This window comes from Streptomyces sp. NBC_01463 (assembly GCA_036227345.1).
Classification (GTDB): domain Bacteria; phylum Actinomycetota; class Actinomycetes; order Streptomycetales; family Streptomycetaceae; genus Streptomyces.
Map to the genome: position 1 here is coordinate 7532998 of CP109468.1, position 21752 is coordinate 7554749.

Genomic DNA, 21752 nt, shown 5'->3' on the forward strand with positions numbered 1-21752 from the left:
GGCATGAGCGCCGATACCTCCCCCACTCCGGAGACCCCCGGCGACCCGCAGTCCTCGCGCTGGTACGACGCCGACGCGGGACCAGTGGTGCGCCCCTACGCGATGACCAGGGGACGCACCAGCAGTGCGTCCCGGCATCGCCTCGACCTGATCGCGATCGTCATGCCCGAACCCGCGGCGGACGACCCCGGCAGGGACCAGATGCTCTCCCCGGAACACGTGGAGATCGTCGAACTCTGCAGTGACATGCCCCAGTCGATCGCCGAGCTCGCGGCCGGTCTCGACCTCCCCGTCGGGGTGGTCCGGGTCCTGGTCGGTGACCTCGTCGAGGACGAGCTGGTGCACGTAACCCGTCCCGTTCCGCCGGCCGAGCTGCCGGACGTGAACATTCTTCGCGAGGTGATCAATGGCCTTCGGGCGCTCTAGCCGCAGCAGGCGGCCCGTGGAGCCCGTTACCCTGAAAATCCTGGTGGCGGGCGGCTTCGGAGTGGGCAAGACGACCCTGGTGGGAGCGGTCAGCGAGATCAGACCGCTGCGTACGGAGGAGATGCTGAGCGAGGCAGGGCGTCCGGTGGACGACCTGGACGGGGTCGAGGCGAAGACCACGACGACGGTGGCGATGGACTTCGGGCGGATCACGCTGCGCGAGGACCTGGTGCTGTATCTCTTCGGGACCCCGGGGCAGGACCGTTTCTGGTTCCTCTGGGACGAACTCGCACAGGGTGCGCTGGGGGCGGTCGTCCTCGCGGACACCCGCCGCCTGGAGGACTGCTTCGCGGCGGTCGACTACTTCGAGCGGCGGGAGATCCCGTTCGCGGTCGCGGTCAACTGCTTCGAGGGCGCGGGCCGTTTCCCCGCCGAGACGGTGCAGGCGGCGCTGGATCTGGATCCGCAGGTGCCGGTGCTCATGTGCGACGCACGGGACCGGTCGTCCGTACGGGACGTGCTGGTGGCCGTCGTGGAACACGCGGTGGCCCGGGTGGACCGGCTCCGCGAGCCCGCCACGACGTAGGACGCCGGCCCCGTCCGGACAGCGGAACGCGGCTCGTACCCCCGCCGACGAGGGTACGGGCCGCGCGTCCATGGGACGGACGGGGAGCGTCGGCTCCCTACCGCCCGCCGGCCTCGTCCTGCCAGCCGAGGCTCCGCTCCACCGCCTTGCGCCAGTTGCCGTACTCGCGCTCGCGGACCTCCGGCTCCATCCGGGGCTGCCACTCCACATCGCGCTGCCAGTGCGTCTTGAGCTCGTCGAGCCCCGACCACACCCCGGTCGCGAGCCCCGCCGCGTACGCCGCGCCCAGGCAGGTGGTCTCCGAGATCTTCGGCCGGATCACCGGAACGCCCAGCACGTCGGCCTGGTGCTGCATGAGGAGACGGTTCGCGGTCATGCCGCCGTCCACCTTGAGCGTGGTGATCGGCACCCCGGAGTCCTGGTACATCGCGTCGACGACCTCACGGGTCTGCCAGCTGGTCGCCTCCAGGACGGCGCGGGCCAGATGCGCCTTGGTGACATAGCCGGTCAGACCGGTGATCACGCCCCGGGCGTCGGAGCGCCAGTAGGGGGCGAACAGCCCGGAGAACGCGGGCACGATGTACGCCCCGCCGTTGTCCTCGACGCTCTCCGCCAGCGTCTCGATCTCCGCCGCGCTGCCGATGATCCCGAGCTGGTCGCGGAACCACTGGACGAGCGCCCCGGTGATCGCGATCGACCCTTCCAGGCAGTAGACGGGAGGCTCGTCGCCGATCCGGTAGCCCAGCGTGGTGATCAGCCCGTTCTTGGACGGCACGGGACGGTTCCCGGTGTTGAGCAGCAGGAAACTGCCGGTGCCGTACGTGTTCTTGGCCGTGCCCGGGTCGTAGCAGGCCTGCCCGAAGACGGCGGCCTGCTGGTCGCCCAGGGCGGAGGCCACCGGCACCCCGGCCAGCGCGCCCACGGCCGTTCCGTACACCTCGGACGAGGACCTGATCTCCGGCAGTACCGCCTCCGGGATGTTCATGGCCGCCAGGACGGACGGGTCCCACCGGAGCGTCTCCAGGTCCATCAGCATCGTGCGCGACGCGTTGGTCACGTCCGTGACGTGGACGCCGCCGTCGGTGCCGCCCGTGAGGTTCCAGATCAGCCAGGAGTCCATGGTGCCGAACGCGATCTCGCCCCGCTCGGCCCGTTCACGCAGGCCGGGCACGTGGTCCAGCAGCCAGGCCGCCTTGGGCCCGGAGAAGTAGCTGGCCAGCGGGAGGCCGGTGGTGGCGCGGAACCGGTCCTGCCCGTCGGCGCCGCCCAGCTCGTGACAGAGGGCGGCGGTACGGGTGTCCTGCCACACGATGGCGTTGTGGACGGGGAGCCCGGTGGCCCGGTCCCAGAGGACGGTCGTCTCGCGCTGGTTGGTGATGCCGAGGGCGGTGAGCTGGTCCGCCCGCAGTCCGGCCCGGTCCAGGGCGCCGGCCACGACGGCCTGCACGGTGGTCCAGATCTCGGAGGCGTCGTGCTCCACCCAGCCGGGCCGGGGGAAGATCTGCCGGTGCTCGCGCTGGTCGACGGCGACGGCGGCACCGTCCTGGTCGAAGATGATGCAGCGGCTGGAGGTGGTGCCCTGGTCGATGGCGGCGACAAACCTGTTCGTCATGATGTCCCCTTGTCCGTCGGATCCTTCCGGCCCAGGCCTCAGAACGCGGCGTTGAACACGAGCCCGCCCAGCAGCCCGCCCACGATCGGCCCCACGACGGGTATCCAGGCGTAACCCCAGTCGGACGTGCCCTTGTTGGGTATCGGAAGCAGCGAATGCACCAGCCGGGGACCGAGGTCACGGGCCGGATTGATGGCATAGCCGGTGGGCCCGCCCAGCGAGAGGCCGATCCCCACCACGAGGAGGGACACCAGGAGTACGGAGATCCCGGAGCCGTAGATACCGGCGCCGGCCCCCGCGACCGGTCCGATCCCGATTCCCGCGTTCTTCCCGAAGGCCAGGATCGGCAGCACCAGAGCGGCCGTCGCGATGATCTCGGTGGCGAGGTTGGCCACCGGGTTCCGGATCTCCGGCGCGGTCGCGAAGATGCCGAGCGTGGGCCCGGACGTCTCCTGGTCGGCGTTGGCGCGGAACTGCGCGTAGTACGTCAGCCAGGCCAGCACCGCGCCGATGACCGCGCCGGTCAGCTGACCCAGGATGTAGACGGGGACCTTGTCCCACTCGCCGGTGTCGACGGCGATGCCGACGGTCACCGCCGGATTGAGGTGGCCGCCCGACAGCGGGGCGGCGGTGTAGGCGCCGGCCAGTACGCCGAAGCCCCATCCGAAGGCGATGACGACCCAGCCGGCGGCCCTGGCCTTCGAGTGGTGGAGCGTGACGGCGGCACAGACGCCGGCGCCGAAGAGGATGAGGATGGCCGTTCCGAGGACTTCCCCGGTGAAGATGTCTCCATTGCTCATGGCGCTCCCAGTGGTTGTCCGGCGGGTTTCGCCGGGCGCTTCCATGGCTACGGAGGCCGGGAGCAGGCAGGAGCCGTGCCCCGCCCGGCGACCGTGACGAGCGTGGGACCAGCCGGCCGCCGTGTGTGGGAGGACGGCATCGGCTGGGAATGGAGTGTTCACCGCGCTTGATGGGTCGTCAAGGACGCGGACAACAAACGCTGTTGACGGCACGTGCCGGTGACGGATGCCGCTTCAGCGCACCGCCACGACGGCGGAACCGTGACCGAACAGCCCCTGGTTCGCCGTGATCCCGGCCCGCGCTCCCGGAACCTGCCGTTCCCCCGCCGCGCCCCGCAACTGCCAGGTCAGCTCGCAGACCTGGGCGATGGCCTGGGCCGGCACCGCCTCGCCGAAGGAGGCGAGACCGCCGCTCGGGTTCACCGGAATACGTCCGCCGAGCGCCGTGGCCCCGGAGCGGACGAGACCCGCTCCCTCGCCGGGCGGGCACAGCCCGATGTCCTCATACCACTCCAGCTCCAGTGCGGTGGACAGGTCGTACACCTCCGCGAGCGACAGGTCCCCGGGACCGATGCCCGCCTCCTCGTACGCCGCCTGCGCGATCGAGGCGCGGAAGCTCAGGGGCGAGGACTGTGCGGCGACGGCCGAGTCGGTCGCGATGTCCGGCAGGTCCAGCACGGCCTTGGGGTAGGTGGGCGTCACGGTAGAAACGGCGCGGATACGGACCGGGTCCGCGGTCCCGTGCCGCCGGGCGAAATCCATGCTGGACAGGACGAGGGCCGCCGCGCCGTCGGAGGTGGCGCAGATGTCCAGCAGACGCAGCGGATCGGCCACCACCGCGGAGGCGGCGACCTGCTCGGCGGTCACCGGGGCCCGGTAGCGGGCGTTGGGATTCAGCGCGCCGGCCGCCGCGTTCTTCACCTTGACCAGCGCGAAGTCCTCAGGAGTGTCCCCGTGCAGGGCCATCCGGCGGCGGGCGTACAGCCCGAAGTACGCGGGGTTCGTCGCACCGAGCACGCGGAACCGCAGCCAGTCCGGATCGTCGGGCCGGTCGCCGCCCGCCGGGGCGAAGAACCCCTTGGGCGCCGCGTCCGCACCCACCACGAGCACCACGTCCGCCATGCCGGCCAGGATCTGCGCCCTGGCGGTGTTGACGGCCTGGGCCCCCGACGCGCAGGCCGCGTACACACTCGTCACGCGGGCGCCCTGCCAGCCCAGCGCCTGCGCGAATGTCGCCCCGGCCACATAGCCCGGATAGCCGCCGCGCACGGTGTCCGCCCCGACGACGGACTGCACGTGCTGCCACTCGACGCCCGCGTCCGCGAGCGCGTTACGGGCCGCCACGGTGCCGTAGTCGACGAAACTGCGGCCCCACTTGCCCCAGGGGTGCATTCCGGCCCCGAGGACGGCCACGTCCCCGCTCATGCCGCACCCTCCCCGGAACCGTCGGGCACCGGCCGCCAGTGCCAGGTGGTCCGGACCGTGCCGTCGTCGTCACCGGGGCCCGTGTCCAGGACACCCGGCACGGCCTCGACCGTCATCCCGACCGCGAGATCTCCGACGCCGACGCCGGGTGCCGCCTGGCCGAGCACGACCATCCGCTCGGCCGCCAGCTCCACGGCCACCAGCGTGTACGGCTGCCAGGGCACCCCGGGATCCGAGAGGTAGGGGGCGGGTGGCCGGTAACGCCCGTCGGTGTACGACCACACCGTGCCGCGCCGGGACAGCGGCACCTCGGCCAGCTCTTCGCCGGCACAGGCCGGATTGCGGCAGAAACCCTTGTGGGGCGGGAAGAAGACCGATGAGCAGAGCGGGCAGCGGGTGCCCAGCAGCCGGAACTCCTCCTCCGGACCGTCCTCGGTGAACCACCCGGCCACCACTGGTATGCGCTTGCGCGGCAAAGCCCCTCCCGGCACTGGATCTGACGGAACGTCAGAAGTGTGCCACGGTCAGCTGTTGTCGGCGAGCCACTTGGCAGCGGTCTCCGCGAGCTCGTGGTCGCGGCCGGCCAGCATCATCCCGATCATCTGCGCGTCCCCGCGCAGTGACCAGGCGGGATGACCGAACGTGGCGGGGTTGTTCTTCTCGATCAGGAAGTGGGCGGGCCAGGCGGTCCCGTATCCGATCAGCGGCAGCGCCGCCAGGTACCGCCCGCGGCCGCGCGCCAGGCCGTAGGCGGCGATCGTGAGACCGGTCAGGGTGCCGGTCAGATGGACCCAGCGGGTCGCGGCCCGGGAGTGCATCGCGACGTAGTAGGGCCAGAACTCTTCGTACGAATCGAACGTCTGCTGTGACATACCGGCACCGTAATGGCTGGGGCGGCAACCGGATACGGCCGATCCGCGTCCGAGAAGAAGAACGGGCGGCTGGAATCCACGGGGGTGGTCCCAGCCGCCCGCTCTTCCTTGTCGGAGGCGGGCCCTATCGGTGACCGGCGACGGACCTGCTGGCCACCGGGAAGTCGAAGTAGGTGTCCGGGAACAGCTCCGGCTTGAAGGTGTAGTGCCACCACTCCTCGGCCAGGTTCACGAATCCGGCGTCGGTCAGGGTCTTCTTGAGGAACTGGCGGTTGGCGCGCTGGACGCCCTGGACCCGCGGGTCGTCCGTGTGCGAGAGCGTGTCGAAGCAGTCGAAGCCGGTGCCCATGTCCACCGAGTTGTCAGGGAAGCGATCGGCCTGCGGCGCGTAGCACGGCACCAGTTCCTCGCCCGGCCGGTACGGCCTGGTCGGCAGGGCCGGCAGCCGCACCAGCGTCAGGTCGACGGTGCTGCCCCGGCTGTGGCCGGACTTCTCCGCGATGTAACCGTCCGCGAACAGCCGGGTCTTGTCGACCTGCGGATAGAACTCGCCCTTCATGGTCTCGTCGTCGAGATCCTTCGCCCACCGCACGAAGTGGTCGACGGCCCGCTGCGGCCGGTAACAGTCGTACACCTTGAGCGAATAGCCCTGGCGCAGCAGCCGGAGCTGGGCGCGGTGCAGGGCCTCGGCGGCCGGCCGGGTCAGGATGCAGAGGGACTGGCGGTACCCGTCCACCGGTGTGCCCATGAAGTCGTGCCCGGTGGGGTAGCGCATCTCCTGGATGATCGTGGGATCCACCGAGCGCAACGCGACGAACTCCCGGGGAGCTTTCGGCTCGGGCTTCGCCTGCGCCACCGGGGCGGCGGCGGTGACGGCGAGCAGCGTGGCGGCGGTGGCGGCCAGGACACGGAAAGCGGAAGCAATACCTGTCATGAGCACATCGTCCATCAGGCGGGCCGTCCCGGGTGGCCGATCGGATACAGTCCGCGCGTGTCCGCGGCAACGCGGAACCCCGAAACCGGAGGAGCCCGTGAAGCACTCCCACTGCGGCAGCTGCGGAACCCCGTACGCCTCACTCGCGTCCCCGGACGCCTGGCCCCGCACCTGCACCGCCTGCGGCGACACCGCCTACCGCAACCCCCTCCCGGTCGCCGTCGCCCTGCTCCCCGTCACCGGTCCCGACGGCACCGGACTCGTCGTCATCACCCGCACCATCGAACCGAGCCTCGGCGGCACCGCCCTCCCCGGCGGATTCATCGACCACGCCGAGGACTGGAGGCACGCGGTCGTCCGCGAGCTCCGCGAGGAGACCGGGATCGAGGCCCAACGGGACGACGTCCGCCTCGCCGACGCCCTCAGCGACCCGGACGGACACCTGCTCCTGTTCGGGCTGCTCCCCGAACGCCCGGCCGCCGCCCTCCCGCCGTCCGCACCCACCGACGAGACCTCCGGGTACGCGGTCCTCCACGCCCCCGCCCCCCTCGCCTTCCCCCTCCACACCGAGGCGGTCCGCTCCTGGTTCGCGGGCCGCTACCGCTGACCGCGGCCCCGCTCAGACCCCGCGCACCCGGACCGGACAGTCCACCAGCCCCTCCTCACCGTCCCGTTCCACCACGACCCGCCCGTCCGCGAACCGGCTCGTGTACCGCTCGACCACCGACGGCTCCCAGCCGTCACCCGCGTCACGGACCACCGAGCCGCCCCCGCCGCGCCCCGCAGCCGGAGCCCACACCTCCAGCTCCAGCCCGCCGTCCGCGCCCCGCACCGGAATCACGGCACCGGCCCGCGCCAGCACCGGCACCCGCGACAGCGGCGCGTCGACCATCACCTGACCCGGACCCTCGTACACCGCACCGCTCACCGTGTCGTACCAGCGCCCCGGCGGCAGCCGCACCGCCCGCTGCCCGGCCCCCGGCGTCAGCACCGGCGCCACCAGCAGCGCGTCCCCCAGCAGGAACGCGTCCTCGCACTCCCGGAGCGCCCGGTCACCAGGAGCCGCCCACCACAGCGGGCGCACATAGGGGGAACCGGTCAGCCGGGCCAGCTGCGCCAGCGTCACCCAGTACGGACGCAGCCGCTCCCGCTCCACCAGGACCTCCCGCGCCGCGTCGAGCACCGCCGGACCGAACTCCCACGGCTCCCGGCGCCCCGCGTCGATCGCCGCATGCGTGCGGAACAGCGGAAGATACGCCCCCAGCTGGAACCACCGCAGATACAGCTCGGGCGACGGCGACCCGTCGAACCCGCCCACATCCGGCCCCGAGTACGGCACCCCGCACAGCCCGAGACCCAGCACCAGCGCCAGCGAGGCCCGCAGCCCCGGCCAGCCGGTCGCCACATCGCCGGACCAGGTGCCGCCGTACCGCTGCATCCCGGCCCAGCCCGAGCGCGAGAACAGGAACGGCCGCTCGTCAGGCCGCAGCCGGCGCAGCCCCTCATAACCCGCGCGCGCCATCGCGAGCCCGTACACGTTGTGGGCCTCGCGGTGATCACCACCGCGCCCCTCGAGGCAGTGCCGCGCGGAGAGGGGCAGCGTCGGGTCACCGAACGCCGCGAACGACACCGGCTCGTTCATGTCGTGCCAGACACCGGAGAAGCCCTGCGCCAGCCGCTCCTCGTACAGCCCGCCCCACCACGTACGCACCCGCGGATCGGTGAAGTCCGGATACACGCACTCACCCGGCCACACCTCCCCGCGCACGGTCCGCCCCCGGGCGTCCCGGACGAACGCCCCCGAAGCCCCCGCCGCCGCACCCGTGTCGAACACCGCGTCGCCCGGCACCGCCGCCACCGCCGGGTCCACGATCGACACCAGCCGCACCCCGTCCTCGCGCAACTCCTTGGCCAGCCCCGGCAGATCGGGGAAGCGCTCACGGTCCACGGTGAACACCCGGTGCGCGTCGTAGTGGTCGATGTCCAGATGGAGGACCGAGAGCGGCAGCCCCCGCTCCCGGTACCCCGCCACGATCCGCCGCACCTCCTGCTCGCTCCCGAAGCCCCACCTGGCATGCTGCGGACCCAGCGCCCACGACGGCGGCAGCGCCGGGGCGCCCGTCAGCGCCGACCACCCCTGCAGCACCCGGGCCGGCGTACCCGCCACCACCCAGCAGCGCAGCGGCCCCCCGTCCATCCGCACCTCGGACGTCCCCGGCCGGTCATGCCCGGAGCCCGCCCCCTCCTCGCCCTCGCACAACGTCACCCGGCCCGCCCACGGGTTGTCGTGGAACGCCAGATGCGTTCCCGCGTCGGAGACCACCATCTGCACCGGCATCGTCAGATACAGCGGATCGTCCTCCGGCCCGAACCGCCCGCCCGGATCCGTGTTCCACAGCCGGTACACCCCGTCCCTGAGCCGGGGACCCGCGGCCCGCCCGCCCAGCCCGAAGAAGCGCGCGTCCGCGGGAACCTCGGACCGCTGGACCCACCGCGCCGGCCCGCCGGCCACCGGCTCCCACCACCGGGGCGGAAGCTCCCGCCGGAGCAGCACCCCGCCCGGCGTCCGCAGCTCCACCGCCCCGTGCCGCGACACCACCACCGTCAGCCGCTCCGACACCACCTGCCAGCCGCCGTCCTTGTCCGGCTCCAGCACGGCCCGCGGATCCGCGTCGGGAGCAGCCCCCGGCAGCGCGTACGAAGGCAGCGGCTCAGCACCGTCCCACCCCCAGAAGACCGCACCGCCCACCGCCACACGGATGCGCAGCTCCGAACGGGCGAACCTCACCACCCCGCCCCCCGGCCCCGGCTCCGCCGCCACCACGGCCCCCGGGACCCGGGCCCGTTCCGGACCGCGCACGGGCAGCGCCCGCGCATCCGCCCGCACCCGCCGCCACGCCGAGCGCACCGTACGCAGCCCCTGCTTCGAACCGACCAATCTCACCGAGCGCACCAGGTCACGACCGTCCATGCGGCTCACCCTGCCACCCGGCGATCCGCGAACGGGTTCTGTTCAACTTCCGTTCACCCATGGCCCGGCGGGGAACGCACCCGGCGGAGGTGTGGCCGGACCACACAGAGGGACACGCGCCCATGGGCGGGCAACCCTGGTGCGAAAGACGATCACATGGCATCGTCCGTGAAAGCCGCCTCACGCGCACACCCCAGCCCGTGCGCGCGACTCACGCACACACCGCGTACCCGTACAGCCAGGGAGCCGCCCCATGACCTCAGCAGCCGACGAAGCCCCCCTGTGGCAGCCCGGCCCCGACCGCATCGCGGCCGCCGCCGTCACCCGCTTCCAGAGCTGGGCGGCCGAACGCCACGGAGCACCGGCCGAGGGCGGCTACGCGAGCCTGCACCGGTGGTCCGTCGGCCACCTCGACACCTTCTGGCAGGCCGTCGCCGAATGGTTCGACGTACGGTTCTCCACCCCGTACGAAACCGTCATCGGCGACCGCACGATGCCCGGCGCCCAGTGGTTCCCCGGTGCCACCCTCAACTACGCCGAACACGCGCTGCGCACCGCCGAGGACCCGCTGCGCGCCGACGCCCCCGCGCTGCTCCACGTCGACGAGACCCACACCCAGGTCCCCCTCTCCTGGTCCGCGCTGCGCCGCCAGGTCGGCTCCCTCGCCGCCGAACTCCGCGCCCTGGGCGTCACCCCCGGCGACCGCGTCAGCGGCTACCTCCCCAACATCCCGCAGGCGGTCGTCGCCTTCCTCGCCACCGCCGCCGTCGGAGGCGTCTGGACCTCCTGCGCCCCCGACTTCGGCGCCCGCAGCGTCCTCGACCGCTTCCAGCAGGTCGAACCCGTCGTCCTGTTCACCGTCGACGGATACCGCTACGGCGGCAAGGAACACCACCGCGCGGACACCGTCGCCGAGCTGCGCCGCGAACTGCCCACGCTGCGCGCCGTCGTCCACATCCCGCTGCTCGGCACCGACGCCCCCGAAGGCGCCCTCGACTGGTCGGCCCTCACCGCCGCCGACACCGAGCCGGTCTTCGAGCAGGTCCCCTTCGACCACCCGCTGTGGGTCCTCTACTCCTCGGGCACGACCGGCCTCCCCAAGGCCATCGTCCAGTCCCAGGGCGGCATCCTGCTCGAACACTTCAAGCAGATCGGCCTTCACTGCGACCTCGGACCGGAGGACCGCTTCTTCTGGTACACCTCCACCGGCTGGATGATGTGGAACTTCCTCGTCTCCGGCCTCCTCACCGGCACCACCCTCGTGCTGTACGACGGAAGCCCCGGCCACCCGGACGTCAGCGCCCAGTGGCGCGTCGCCGAACAGACCGGCGCCACCCTCTTCGGCACCTCCGCCGCCTACGTCATGGCCTGCCGCAAGGCCGGCATCCACCCGGGCCGCGACTTCGACCTCTCCCGCATCCAGTGCGTCGCCACCACCGGCTCCCCGCTCCCGCCCGACGGCTTCCGCTGGCTGCACGACGAGGTGGCCGACGACCTGTGGATCGCCTCCGTCAGCGGCGGCACCGACGTCTGCAGCTGCTTCGCCGGCGCAGTCCCCACCCTCCCCGTCCACATCGGCGAGCTGCAGGCCGCGTGCCTCGGTACGGATCTCCAGTCCTGGGACCCCGCGGGCCGGCCGCTGACCGGCGAGGTCGGCGAACTCGTCGTCACCCAGCCCATGCCGTCCATGCCGATCCGCTTCTGGAACGACCCCGACGGCAGCCGCTACCGCGACAGCTACTTCGAGATGTACCCGGGCACCTGGCGGCACGGGGACTGGATCACGATCACCGACCGCGGATCCGTCGTCATCCACGGCCGCTCCGACTCCACCCTCAACCGGCAGGGCGTCCGCATGGGCTCCGCCGACATCTACGAAGCCGTGGAGCGCCTCCCCGAGATCCGCGAGTCCCTCGTCATCGGCCTGGAGGAACCCGAAGGCGGCTACTGGATGCCGCTGTTCGTCCACCTCGCCGACGGCGCCGTCCTCGACGACGCCCTGCGCGACAGCATCAAGCGGACCATCCGCGAGAACCTCTCGCCCCGCCACGTGCCGGACGAGGTCATCGAGGTCCCCGGCATCCCGCACACCCTCACCGGCAAACGCATCGAGGTTCCGGTCAAACGCCTCCTCCAGGGAACGGCCCTGGCCAAGGCCGTCAACCCCGGCTCGATCGACAACCTGGAACTCCTCCACTTCTACGAGGAACTGGCCCGCAAGCGCCGCTGACCGACGCGTTGTCAGTGCCGGTGATTACTCTGAGTGAGCAATGATCGACAGCGCACTGGGGGAGTCATGGCGCAGACCAGGAACAGGCGGACCACCGTCCGCGGCCGGACCGGCACCACGATGCGACGCACGCTGCGCCGCGAAGCACCGAGCACCATCGGCCTCCTGACCGATGAACAGGACTTCGCGGCGATGCGGCGCTACCGCACCTTCACCTTCGACGACCACTCCGTCTACCTGCAGCAGGTGGAAGGCCTGCTCAAGGCATTCGCCGCACAGGGCATGCACACGACGGTCGCCCTCTTCGACCCGGAGGAGTACGCGGAGTACTGCGCGGAGTCGGGCATCGCCCCCGACAGCCCCGCCGGCCGCAGCCGGTTCACCGCGGAGATCGCGTCCTGCGGCGCCACCGTCGCCTACACCGGACAACCCATCGACACCCTGATCCCGCTCCTGGTCGCCCGGTCGGTACGGCGGGCCACTTGGGAGTACGCCACGATGCTCCTGGCCGGGCTCGGGGAGTGCGCCGACTGCGGACAGGACATCGGGCGCGCGGCCTTCGACCGGGCCTCACACCTCCTGCTGCGCACCCTGGAGGCAGCAGGCCCCGGCACGCACCACCTGGTCTGCAGCACCCCCACGGAGAACGAGCAGCTGCTCGCCGCCCTGCACACCGAGCGCGGCGCCGGCGGACCGGCGCAGCTCGACTCGGCGGAAGGCGCCGAGTTCGTGACCGTGCTGGCCGTCGGCATCGCGCTGGAAAGCCATGGGGGAGTCGTGCTGCGGACAAGCGCCCCGGGAACGCCGGACCGCGTCCACGGCTGGCGCCTGACGGCCGGCGTTCTCGCCCCGCTCACCGCGGGCGAGGTCTTCAGCGCCTACTGCACCGACGCCGACACCGGCGAGCCCGTCTCCCCGGAGTCAGGCGTCGAATACTGCGCGGGCTTCGATATCGGCGCGGACGAACCGGAGACGCACCACTGACAGCCGGAAGGGGCTCCCCGCCACGATCGGCGGGAAGCCCCTTCTCACGCAACGCCCGGACCGTGCAGGCCCTGCGCGCATGCCCTACTCGCCCGACAGCACCGCCTGCGCGGCGACCCGCGCCTCTTCGGCGGAGTCCGCCGCACGCGCGGCCGACGCGGCCCGCTCGCACTGGGCGAGCGTGTACTTCGCCAGCGTGGCGCGTACATAAGGAATGGACGCGGCACCCATCGACAACGACGTCACGCCCAGACCCGTCAGGACACAGGCGAGCAGCGGATCGGAGGCAGCCTCACCACAGACACCACAGCTCTTGCCCTCGGCCTTGGCGGCGTCGGCCGACATCGCGACCAGATCCAGCAACGCGGGCTGCCACGGGTCCTGAAGCCGGGACACCGCACCCACCTGACGGTCCGCGGCAAAGGTGTACTGCGCCAGGTCGTTGGTGCCCAGCGAGAGGAACTCCACCTCCTGCAGCACCGAGCGCGCCCGCAGCGCGGCCGACGGAATCTCGACCATGGCACCGAACTTGGCCTGCAGCCCGGCCGTACGGCACGCGTCGGCGAAGGCCTTGGCATCCGCCCGGTCCGCCACCATGGGTGCCATGACCTCGAGGTAGACCGGCAGCCCCTCGGACGCCTTCGCCAGTGCGGTCAGCTGGGTCTGCAGCACGTCGGGGTGATCCAGCAGGCTGCGCAGCCCGCGCACACCCAGCGCCGGGTTCGGCTCGTCCGCCGGCGTCAGGAAGTCCAGCGGCTTGTCCGCACCCGCGTCCAGCACCCGGACCACGACACGGCCTTCGGGGAACGCCTCAAGCACGGCGCGGTACGCCGCGATCTGCTTCTCCTCGGTCGGCGCCTGCTTGCTGTCGTCCAGGAAGAGGAACTCGGTACGGAAGAGACCGACACCCTCGGCACCCGCCTCGACGGCCGCCGGCACGTCGCCGGGCCCGCCGATGTTGGCGAGCAGCGGCACCTTGTGGCCGTCGGACGTCGCGCCGGGACCGGTCGACGCGGACAGCGCGGCCTTGCGCGCGGCGGCGGCGCTCTCCATCTCCGCGCGCTTCTCGGCGCTCGGCTCGACGAAGATCTCGCCGGTGCTGCCGTCCACGGCGATCACGGTTCCCTCGGCCAGCTCACCGGCGCCGGGGAGCGCCACCACGGCGGGCACACCGAGCGCCCGCGCCAGGATCGCGCTGTGGCTCGTCGGCCCGCCCTCCTCGGTGACGAAGCCGAGCACCAGCGTGGGGTCAAGCAGCGCCGTGTCGGCCGGGGCCAGGTCGCGCGCGATCAGCACATAGGGCTCGTCACTGTCCGGGACACCCGGCATCGGCACACCGAGCAGGCGCGCCACGATCCGGTTGCGCACGTCGTCGAGGTCGGCGACGCGGCCAGCCAGGTACTCGCCGGCGCCCGCCAGCAGCGCACGGTAGGACGCGAACGCGTCGTACACACCGCGCTCGGCGGTGCTGCCGACCGCGATACGGCGGTCCACATCTGCCATGAGCTCGGGGTCCTGCGCCATCATGGCCTGGGCCTCCAGCACGTGCTGGGCCTCGCCACCGGCCAGGTTGCCGCGCGCGATGAGGTCGGCCGCCACAGCCTCCACGGCCTGCCGGGCCCGGCCCTGCTCGCGCTCGGCCTCCTCGGCCGGGATCTGCTTGGCCGGCGGTTCGAGCACTGCCGTGCCCATGTGCCGTACCTCGCCGATCGCCACACCGTGGCTGACGCCTACGCCTCGCAGCGTTGTCTGCATTTCACCCGTCTCCGGTTGTGCGGCGGCAGATGCCCCCGCGGTGGATATCCCGTCGGCTGTCACTGCGCCGAACGCGTTACTGCCAGCCGAACAGTGTGTCGCCGACCTTCACGTCGCCGTCCTCGATGACGTCGGACAGCGAATCGGCCGTCGCCTCCAGTGCCACGATGGGGCACACCGGCGACTTGCCGGCCGCCTCGACCGCGACCGGGTCCCAGCGGACGATGCCCTGGCCGCGCGTGACGGTGTCGCCCTTGTTCACGAGCAGCTCGAAGCCCTCGCCGTTGAGCTGGACCGTGTCGATACCGAGGTGGGTCAGCACTCCGTGCCCCTCGCCGTCCACGACCACGAAGGCGTGCGGGTGAAGGGAGACGACGATGCCGTCGACGGGCGAGACGGCCTCGGACGGCTCGCGAACGGGGTCGATGGCGGTACCGGGACCCACCATCGCACCGGAGAAGACCGGGTCGGGTACCGCAGCGAGCCCGATGGCGCGTCCGGCAAGAGGGGACGTCACAGTGGTCATGGGGGCCTCCCAGAGTGGAGCTTCAATGGCGCCGCCGCGGCTGGTAGGAGCACGGCGTACTGCTCAGCAGAGTAAGTCATAAGAAGTCCCGGTTCCGCCCGAGTCCTGGTGGTTCGAGGACCTAGGGGTGTACCGGAAACGATTTGCCTCGACTACCGGCAGCCTGTACTGTCGTACTCCTGCCTGGCCCCAACGCGACTTTGAGTCGGGGGTCGGCGGCGACTATTAAGCCCAGACCCTAACCCGAAATCGGGCACCCGCATGTCTGCGGGGGGCCGGTAAAGGGGAGCGGAAACGGCTGATAGAGTCGGACTCGCCGGAAAGGGAAACGCGAAAGCGAATTCCTCAGGGCGAAAATTGCAAGACATGCGAGGCCCGCTTCGACCGGGAATCGGACACGAAAGAGTCTGATAGAGTCGGAAACGCAAGACCGAAGGGAAGCGCCCGGAGGAAAGCCCCAGAAAATGTTCTGCGGGTGAGTACAAAGGAAGCGTCCGTTCCTTGAGAACTCAACAGCGTGCCAAAAGTCAACGCCAGATATGTTGATACCCCGACCTGCTTCGGCAGGTTCGAGGTTCCTTTGAAAGTCCTAACAGGCCTTTACCGGCCTGGTAGGCAATGAACACAGCGAGGACACAGCGAACGGTCGGTCTTATTCCGACCTGACCGTTCCGCTCTCGTGTGTGTCTACCCGATTACGGGAAAACATTCACGGAGAGTTTGATCCTGGCTCAGGACGAACGCTGGCGGCGTGCTTAACACATGCAAGTCGAACGATGAAGCCTTTCGGGGTGGATTAGTGGCGAACGGGTGAGTAACACGTGGGCAATCTGCCCTTCACTCTGGGACAAGCCCTGGAAACGGGGTCTAATACCGGATAATACTTTCTCTCTCATGGGGGAAGGTTAAAAGCTCCGGCGGTGAAGGATGAGCCCGCGGCCTATCAGCTAGTTGGTGGGGTAATGGCCTACCAAGGCGACGACGGGTAGCCGGCCTGAGAGGGCGACCGGCCACACTGGGACTGAGACACGGCCCAGACTCCTACGGGAGGCAGCAGTGGGGAATATTGCACAATGGGCGAAAGCCTGATGCAGCGACGCCGCGTGAGGGATGACGGCCTTCGGGTTGTAAACCTCTTTCAGCAGGGAAGAAGCGAAAGTGACGGTACCTGCAGAAGAAGCGCCGGCTAACTACGTGCCAGCAGCCGCGGTAATACGTAGGGCGCAAGCGTTGTCCGGAATTATTGGGCGTAAAGAGCTCGTAGGCGGCTTGTTGCGTCGGTTGTGAAAGCCCGGGGCTTAACCCCGGGTCTGCAGTCGATACGGGCAGGCTAGAGTGTGGTAGGGGAGATCGGAATTCCTGGTGTAGCGGTGAAATGCGCAGATATCAGGAGGAACACCGGTGGCGAAGGCGGATCTCTGGGCCATTACTGACGCTGAGGAGCGAAAGCGTGGGGAGCGAACAGGATTAGATACCCTGGTAGTCCACGCCGTAAACGTTGGGAACTAGGTGTTGGCGACATTCCACGTCGTCGGTGCCGCAGCTAACGCATTAAGTTCCCCGCCTGGGGAGTACGGCCGCAAGGCTAAAACTCAAAGGAATTGACGGGGGCCCGCACAAGCAGCGGAGCATGTGGCTTAATTCGACGCAACGCGAAGAACCTTACCAAGGCTTGACATCGCCCGGAAAGCCGTAGAGATACGGCCCCCCTTGTGGTCGGGTGACAGGTGGTGCATGGCTGTCGTCAGCTCGTGTCGTGAGATGTTGGGTTAAGTCCCGCAACGAGCGCAACCCTTGTTCTGTGTTGCCAGCATGCCCTTCGGGGTGATGGGGACTCACAGGAGACTGCCGGGGTCAACTCGGAGGAAGGTGGGGACGACGTCAAGTCATCATGCCCCTTATGTCTTGGGCTGCACACGTGCTACAATGGCCGGTACAATGAGCTGCGATGCCGCGAGGCGGAGCGAATCTCAAAAAGCCGGTCTCAGTTCGGATTGGGGTCTGCAACTCGACCCCATGAAGTCGGAGTTGCTAGTAATCGCAGATCAGCATTGCTGCGGTGAATACGTTCCCGGGCCTTGTACACACCGCCCGTCACGTCACGAAAGTCGGTAACACCCGAAGCCGGTGGCCCAACCCCTTGTGGGAGGGAGCTGTCGAAGGTGGGACTGGCGATTGGGACGAAGTCGTAACAAGGTAGCCGTACCGGAAGGTGCGGCTGGATCACCTCCTTTCTAAGGAGCACTTCTTACCGGACCTCGGTTCGGTCAGAGGCCAGTACACCGGCGAATGTTCGGTGCTGGTTGCTCATGGGTGGAACGTTGACTATTCAGTACCTGGTGGTTCAACCGGGTCGTAAGTACTGCTCCTCGGAGCGTGGAAAACGAACCGATTGAATTCCGGGTACTGGGCGCGCTGTTGGGTGTCTGAAGGTATGGCCGTAAGGCTGCCTTCAAACGCCGGCCCCAGTGAACTCGCCTGTAAGGGCGGGGTGATGGGTGGCTGGTCGTTGCTTGAGAACTGCACAGTGGACGCGAGCATCTGTGGCCAAGTTTTTAAGGGCGCACGGTGGATGCCTTGGCACCAGGAACCGATGAAGGACGTGGGAGGCCACGATAGGCCCCGGGGAGCTGTCAACCAAGCTTTGATCCGGGGGTGTCCGAATGGGGAAACCCGGCAGTCGTCATGGGCTGTCACCCGCTGCTGAACACATAGGCAGTGTGGAGGGAACGAGGGGAAGTGAAACATCTCAGTACCCTCAGGAAGAGAAAACAACCGTGATTCCGGGAGTAGTGGCGAGCGAAACTGGATCAGGCCAAACCGTATGCGTGTGATACCCGGCAGGGGTTGCGCATGCGGGGTTGTGGGATCTCTTTTTCATAGTCTGCCGGCTGTGAGACGAGTCAGAAACCGTTGATGTAGGCGAAGGACATGCGAAAGGTCCGGCGTAGAGGGTAAGACCCCCGTAGCTGAAACATTAACGGCTCGTTTAAGAGACACCCAAGTAGCACGGGGCCCGAGAAATCCCGTGTGAATCTGGCGGGACCACCCGTTAAGCCTAAATATTCCCTGGTGACCGATAGCGGATAGTACCGTGAGGGAATGGTGAAAAGTACCGCGGGAGCGGAGTGAAATAGTACCTGAAACCGTGTGCCTACAAGCCGTGGGAGCGTCGCGCATCGAGTTTACTCGGTGCGTCGTGACTGCGTGCCTTTTGAAGAATGAGCCTGCGAGTTTGCGGTGTGTTGCGAGGTTAACCCGTGTGGGGAAGCCGTAGCGAAAGCGAGTCCGAATAGGGCGATTTAGTAGCGCGCTCAAGACCCGAAGCGGAGTGATCTAGCCATGGGCAGGTTGAAGCGGAGGTAAGACTTCGTGGAGGACCGAACCCACCAGGGTTGAAAACCTGGGGGATGACCTGTGGTTAGGGGTGAAAGGCCAATCAAACTCCGTGATAGCTGGTTCTCCCCGAAATGCATTTAGGTGCAGCGTCGTGTGTTTCTTGCCGGAGGTAGAGCACTGGATAGGCGATGGGCCCTACCGGGTTACTGACCTTAGCCAAACTCCGAATGCCGGTAAGTGAGAGCACGGCAGTGAGACTGTGGGGGATAAGCTCCATAGTCGAGAGGGAAACAGCCCAGAGCATCGACTAAGGCCCCTAAGCGTACGCTAAGTGGGAAAGGATGTGGAGTCGCAGAGACAACCAGGAGGTTGGCTTAGAAGCAGCCACCCTTGAAAGAGTGCGTAATAGCTCACTGGTCAAGTGATTCCGCGCCGACAATGTAGCGGGGCTCAAGCGTACCGCCGAAGTCGTGTCATTCACATATATAGGGCCAACGCCTGTGTGGATGGGTAGGGGAGCGTCGTGTGCCGGGTGAAGCAGCCGCGGAAGCGAGTTGTGGACGGTTCACGAGTGAGAATGCAGGCATGAGTAGCGATACACACGTGAGAAACGTGTGCGCCGATTGACTAAGGGTTCCTGGGTCAAGCTGATCTGCCCAGGGTAAGTCGGGACCTAAGGCGAGGCCGACAGGCGTAGTCGATGGACAACCGGTTGATATTCCGGTACCCGCTTTGAAACGCCCAATACTGAATCAGGCGATGCTAAGTCCGTGAAGCCGGCCCGATCTCTTCGGAGTTGAGGGTAGTGGTGGAGCCGACGAACCAGACTTGTACTAGGTAAGCGATGGGGTGACGCAGGAAGGTAGTCCAGCCCGGGCGGTGGTAGTCCCGGGGTAAGGGTGTAGGCCGTGTGGTAGGTAAATCCGTCACACATTAAGGCTGAGACCTGATGCCGAGCCGATTGTGGTGAAGTGGATGATCCTATGCTGTCGAGAAAAGCCTCTAGCGAGTTTCATGGCGGCCCGTACCCTAAACCGACTCAGGTAGTCAGGTAGAGAATACCGAGGCGTTCGGGTGAACTATGGTTAAGGAACTCGGCAAAATGCCCCCGTAACTTCGGGAGAAGGGGGGCCATCACTGGTGAGGGAACTTGCTTCCTGAGCTGGGGGTGGCCGCAGAGACCAGCGAGAAGCGACTGTTTACTAAAAACACAGGTCCGTGCGAAGCCGTAAGGCGATGTATACGGACTGACGCCTGCCCGGTGCTGGAACGTTAAGGGGACCGGTTAGCTGACTTTCGGGTCGGCGAAGCTGAGAACTTAAGCGCCAGTAAACGGCGGTGGTAACTATAACCATCCTAAGGTAGCGAAATTCCTTGTCGGGTAAGTTCCGACCTGCACGAATGGCGTAACGACTTCTCGACTGTCTCAACCATAGGCCCGGTGAAATTGCACTACGAGTAAAGATGCTCGTTTCGCGCAGCAGGACGGAAAGACCCCGGGACCTTTACTATAGTTTGATATTGGTGTTCGGTTCGGCTTGTGTAGGATAGGTGGGAGACTTTGAAGCGGCCACGCCAGTGGTTGTGGAGTCGTCGTTGAAATACCACTCTGGTCGTGCTGGATGTCTAACCTGGGTCCGTGATCCGGATCAGGGACAGTGTCTGATGGGTAGTTTAACTGGGGCGGTTGCCTCCTAAAGAGTAACGGAGGCGCCCAAAGGTTCCCTCAGCCTGGTTGGCAATCAGGTGTTGAGTGTAAGTGCACAAGGGAGCTTGACTGTGAGACCGACGGGTCGAGCAGGGACGAAAGTCGGGACTAGTGATCCGGCAGTGGCTTGTGGAAGCGCTGTCGCTCAACGGATAAAAGGTACCCCGGGGATAACAGGCTGATCTTCCCCAAGAGTCCATATCGACGGGATGGTTTGGCACCTCGATGTCGGCTCGTCGCATCCTGGGGCTGGAGTCGGTCCCAAGGGTTGGGCTGTTCGCCCATTAAAGCGGTACGCGAGCTGGGTTTAGAACGTCGTGAGACAGTTCGGTCCCTATCCGCTGTGCGCGTAGGAATATTGAGAAGGGCTGTCCCTAGTACGAGAGGACCGGGACGGACGAACCTCTGGTGTGCCAGTTGTCCTGCCAAGGGCATGGCTGGTTGGCTACGTTCGGAAAGGATAACCGCTGAAAGCATCTAAGCGGGAAGCCTGCTTCGAGATGAGTATTCCCACCAACTTGATTGGTTAAGGCTCCCAGTAGACGACTGGGTTGATAGGCCAGATGTGGAAGCCCGGTAACGGGTGGAGCTGACTGGTACTAATAGGCCGAGGGCTTGTCCTCAGTTGCTCGCGTCCACTGTGTTAGTTCTGAAATAACGAACGGCCGTGTTTTGTTCCGGTGTTGGTTAATTTCATAGTGTTTCGGTGGTCATTGCGTTAGGGAAACGCCCGGTTACATTCCGAACCCGGAAGCTAAGCCTTTCAGCGCCGATGGTACTGCAGGGGGGACCCTGTGGGAGAGTAGGACGCCGCCGAACTCCTTTTAGAATGGTTGAGCCCCGTGCCCTTGTGGCACGGGGCTTTTCCGCGTTTACGGGCCCATGTTCCCGGTACCCCTGTGCATCCCCTGGCCAGGGCTGAGGGTAGGGTCAGGGGGCATCATTGGCACGTTCTTCACAGGAGGCCCCCGGGTGGAGGTCCAGGAGACCCGCGTTCAGACGGACCGGGTCCTCACCATCCCCAACATCCTGAGCATGGCTCGCCTCGTCGGCGTGCCTGTCTTCCTGTGGCTGATTCTCCGCCCCGAGTTCGGCGGGCCCCAGAGCGATGGCTGGGCGCTGCTGGTGCTGATGTTCAGCGGGGTCAGCGACTACCTCGACGGTAAGCTCGCCCGCCGATGGAATCAGATCAGCAGCCTCGGCCGGCTCCTTGACCCGGCTGCCGACCGTCTCTACATTCTTTCCACCCTGGTCGGCCTGACCTGGCGGGAGATCCTGCCGCTGTGGCTCACCGCCGCGCTCCTGGCCCGTGAACTGATGCTTCTCGTGATGGTGGGAATCCTCCGCCGTCACGGCTATCCGCCGCCCCAGGTGAACTTCCTGGGCAAGGCGGCCACGTTCAACCTGATGTACGCATTCCCCTTGTTGCTGCTCAGTGACGGAAGTGGTTGGCTGGCATCGCTGGCCACTGTTTTCGGATGGGCGTTCGCAGGATGGGGTACAACGCTCTACTGGTGGGCAGGGATCCTCTACGTGGTTCAGGTCCGCCGGCTGGTCAAGGCGGATGCAGTAGCCGATTGAGCT

Annotated in this window: 15 protein-coding genes and 3 rRNA genes; 9 read left to right on the forward strand and 9 right to left on the reverse strand. The window is 67.7% G+C overall.

Features of this window, described 5'->3' with window-relative positions:
- Positions 1-3: 3 nt before the first annotated feature.
- Positions 4-426 carry a DUF742 domain-containing protein gene (locus OG521_33310; GenBank protein ID WUW25377.1) on the forward strand — a complete coding sequence of 141 codons (423 nt, stop codon included), beginning with the start codon at positions 4-6 and terminating at the stop codon, positions 424-426.
- Positions 407-1012, forward strand: a complete 606-nt coding sequence (locus OG521_33315) for an ATP/GTP-binding protein (protein ID WUW25378.1) — start codon at positions 407-409, stop codon at positions 1010-1012. Before OG521_33310 ends, OG521_33315 begins: the two co-directional genes overlap by 20 nt.
- Positions 1013-1109: 97 nt before the next feature.
- Here the strand turns inward: OG521_33315 and glpK are convergent, their stop codons facing one another.
- The 6 genes from glpK to OG521_33345 all read right to left on the reverse strand — a co-directional run bounded on the left by glpK (position 1110) and on the right by OG521_33345 (position 6655).
- Positions 1110-2624 carry a glycerol kinase GlpK gene (gene glpK, locus OG521_33320; protein WUW25379.1) on the reverse strand — a complete coding sequence of 505 codons (1515 nt, stop codon included), beginning with the start codon at positions 2622-2624 and terminating at the stop codon, positions 1110-1112.
- Positions 2625-2662: 38 nt separating this feature from the next.
- The gene (locus tag OG521_33325; GenBank protein ID WUW25380.1) at positions 2663-3424 is read right to left on the reverse strand and encodes an aquaporin family protein; all 762 of its coding nucleotides are present in this window, start codon (positions 3422-3424) and stop codon (positions 2663-2665) included.
- A 234-nt stretch (positions 3425-3658) separates the two neighbouring features.
- The gene (locus OG521_33330) at positions 3659-4849 is read right to left on the reverse strand and encodes a lipid-transfer protein (GenBank protein WUW25381.1); all 1191 of its coding nucleotides are present in this window, start codon (positions 4847-4849) and stop codon (positions 3659-3661) included.
- Positions 4846-5325 carry a zinc ribbon domain-containing protein gene (locus OG521_33335; protein ID WUW25382.1) on the reverse strand — a complete coding sequence of 160 codons (480 nt, stop codon included), beginning with the start codon at positions 5323-5325 and terminating at the stop codon, positions 4846-4848. Before OG521_33335 ends, OG521_33330 begins: the two co-directional genes overlap by 4 nt.
- A gap of 48 nt (positions 5326-5373) precedes the next feature.
- Entirely contained in the window at positions 5374-5721 is a 348-nt protein-coding gene (locus tag OG521_33340; protein ID WUW25383.1) for a DUF962 domain-containing protein, read from the reverse strand.
- Between the two features lie 124 nt (positions 5722-5845).
- Entirely contained in the window at positions 5846-6655 is an 810-nt protein-coding gene (locus OG521_33345) for a M15 family metallopeptidase (GenBank protein WUW25384.1), read from the reverse strand.
- Between the two features lie 97 nt (positions 6656-6752).
- On the opposite strand from OG521_33345, the gene OG521_33350 reads away from it, so the two are divergent.
- Complete coding sequence (locus OG521_33350; GenBank protein WUW25385.1) at positions 6753-7262, forward strand: NUDIX domain-containing protein; 510 nt, start codon at positions 6753-6755, stop codon at positions 7260-7262.
- A 12-nt stretch (positions 7263-7274) separates the two neighbouring features.
- Here OG521_33350 and OG521_33355 read toward each other — a convergent pair whose 3' ends face one another.
- On the reverse strand, positions 7275-9626 hold the full coding sequence (locus tag OG521_33355) for a glycoside hydrolase family 31 protein (GenBank protein WUW25386.1): 2352 nt from the start codon (positions 9624-9626) through the stop codon (positions 7275-7277).
- A gap of 253 nt (positions 9627-9879) precedes the next feature.
- On the opposite strand from OG521_33355, the gene OG521_33360 reads away from it, so the two are divergent.
- Both OG521_33360 and OG521_33365 read left to right on the forward strand, forming a co-directional pair.
- Positions 9880-11856, forward strand: coding sequence for an acetoacetate--CoA ligase (locus OG521_33360; protein ID WUW25387.1), 1977 nt, complete (start codon positions 9880-9882; stop codon positions 11854-11856).
- Positions 11857-11922: 66 nt separating this feature from the next.
- Positions 11923-12840, forward strand: coding sequence for a hypothetical protein (locus tag OG521_33365; protein ID WUW25388.1), 918 nt, complete (start codon positions 11923-11925; stop codon positions 12838-12840).
- Between the two features lie 84 nt (positions 12841-12924).
- On the opposite strand, the gene ptsP is transcribed toward OG521_33365, so the two are convergent.
- Positions 12925-14595 carry a phosphoenolpyruvate--protein phosphotransferase gene (ptsP, locus tag OG521_33370; GenBank protein ID WUW25389.1) on the reverse strand — a complete coding sequence of 557 codons (1671 nt, stop codon included), beginning with the start codon at positions 14593-14595 and terminating at the stop codon, positions 12925-12927.
- A gap of 76 nt (positions 14596-14671) precedes the next feature.
- Positions 14672-15121: a PTS glucose transporter subunit IIA gene (locus tag OG521_33375; protein ID WUW25390.1), complete on the reverse strand. Its 450-nt coding sequence runs from the start codon at positions 15119-15121 to the stop codon at positions 14672-14674.
- Between the two features lie 708 nt (positions 15122-15829).
- On the opposite strand from OG521_33375, the gene OG521_33380 reads away from it, so the two are divergent.
- The 4 genes from OG521_33380 to OG521_33395 all read left to right on the forward strand — a co-directional run bounded on the left by OG521_33380 (position 15830) and on the right by OG521_33395 (position 21749).
- Positions 15830-17355, forward strand: a 16S ribosomal RNA gene (locus tag OG521_33380).
- Positions 17356-17666: 311 nt separating this feature from the next.
- A 23S ribosomal RNA gene (locus OG521_33385) occupies positions 17667-20791 on the forward strand.
- Positions 20792-20870: 79 nt separating this feature from the next.
- Positions 20871-20987: ribosomal RNA gene (rrf, locus tag OG521_33390) — 5S ribosomal RNA — on the forward strand.
- Together the 16S, 23S and 5S rRNA genes form the textbook arrangement of a ribosomal RNA operon.
- Before the next feature lie 153 nt (positions 20988-21140).
- The gene (locus OG521_33395) at positions 21141-21749 is read left to right on the forward strand and encodes a CDP-alcohol phosphatidyltransferase family protein (GenBank protein ID WUW25391.1); all 609 of its coding nucleotides are present in this window, start codon (positions 21141-21143) and stop codon (positions 21747-21749) included.
- Positions 21750-21752: the final 3 nt, after the last annotated feature.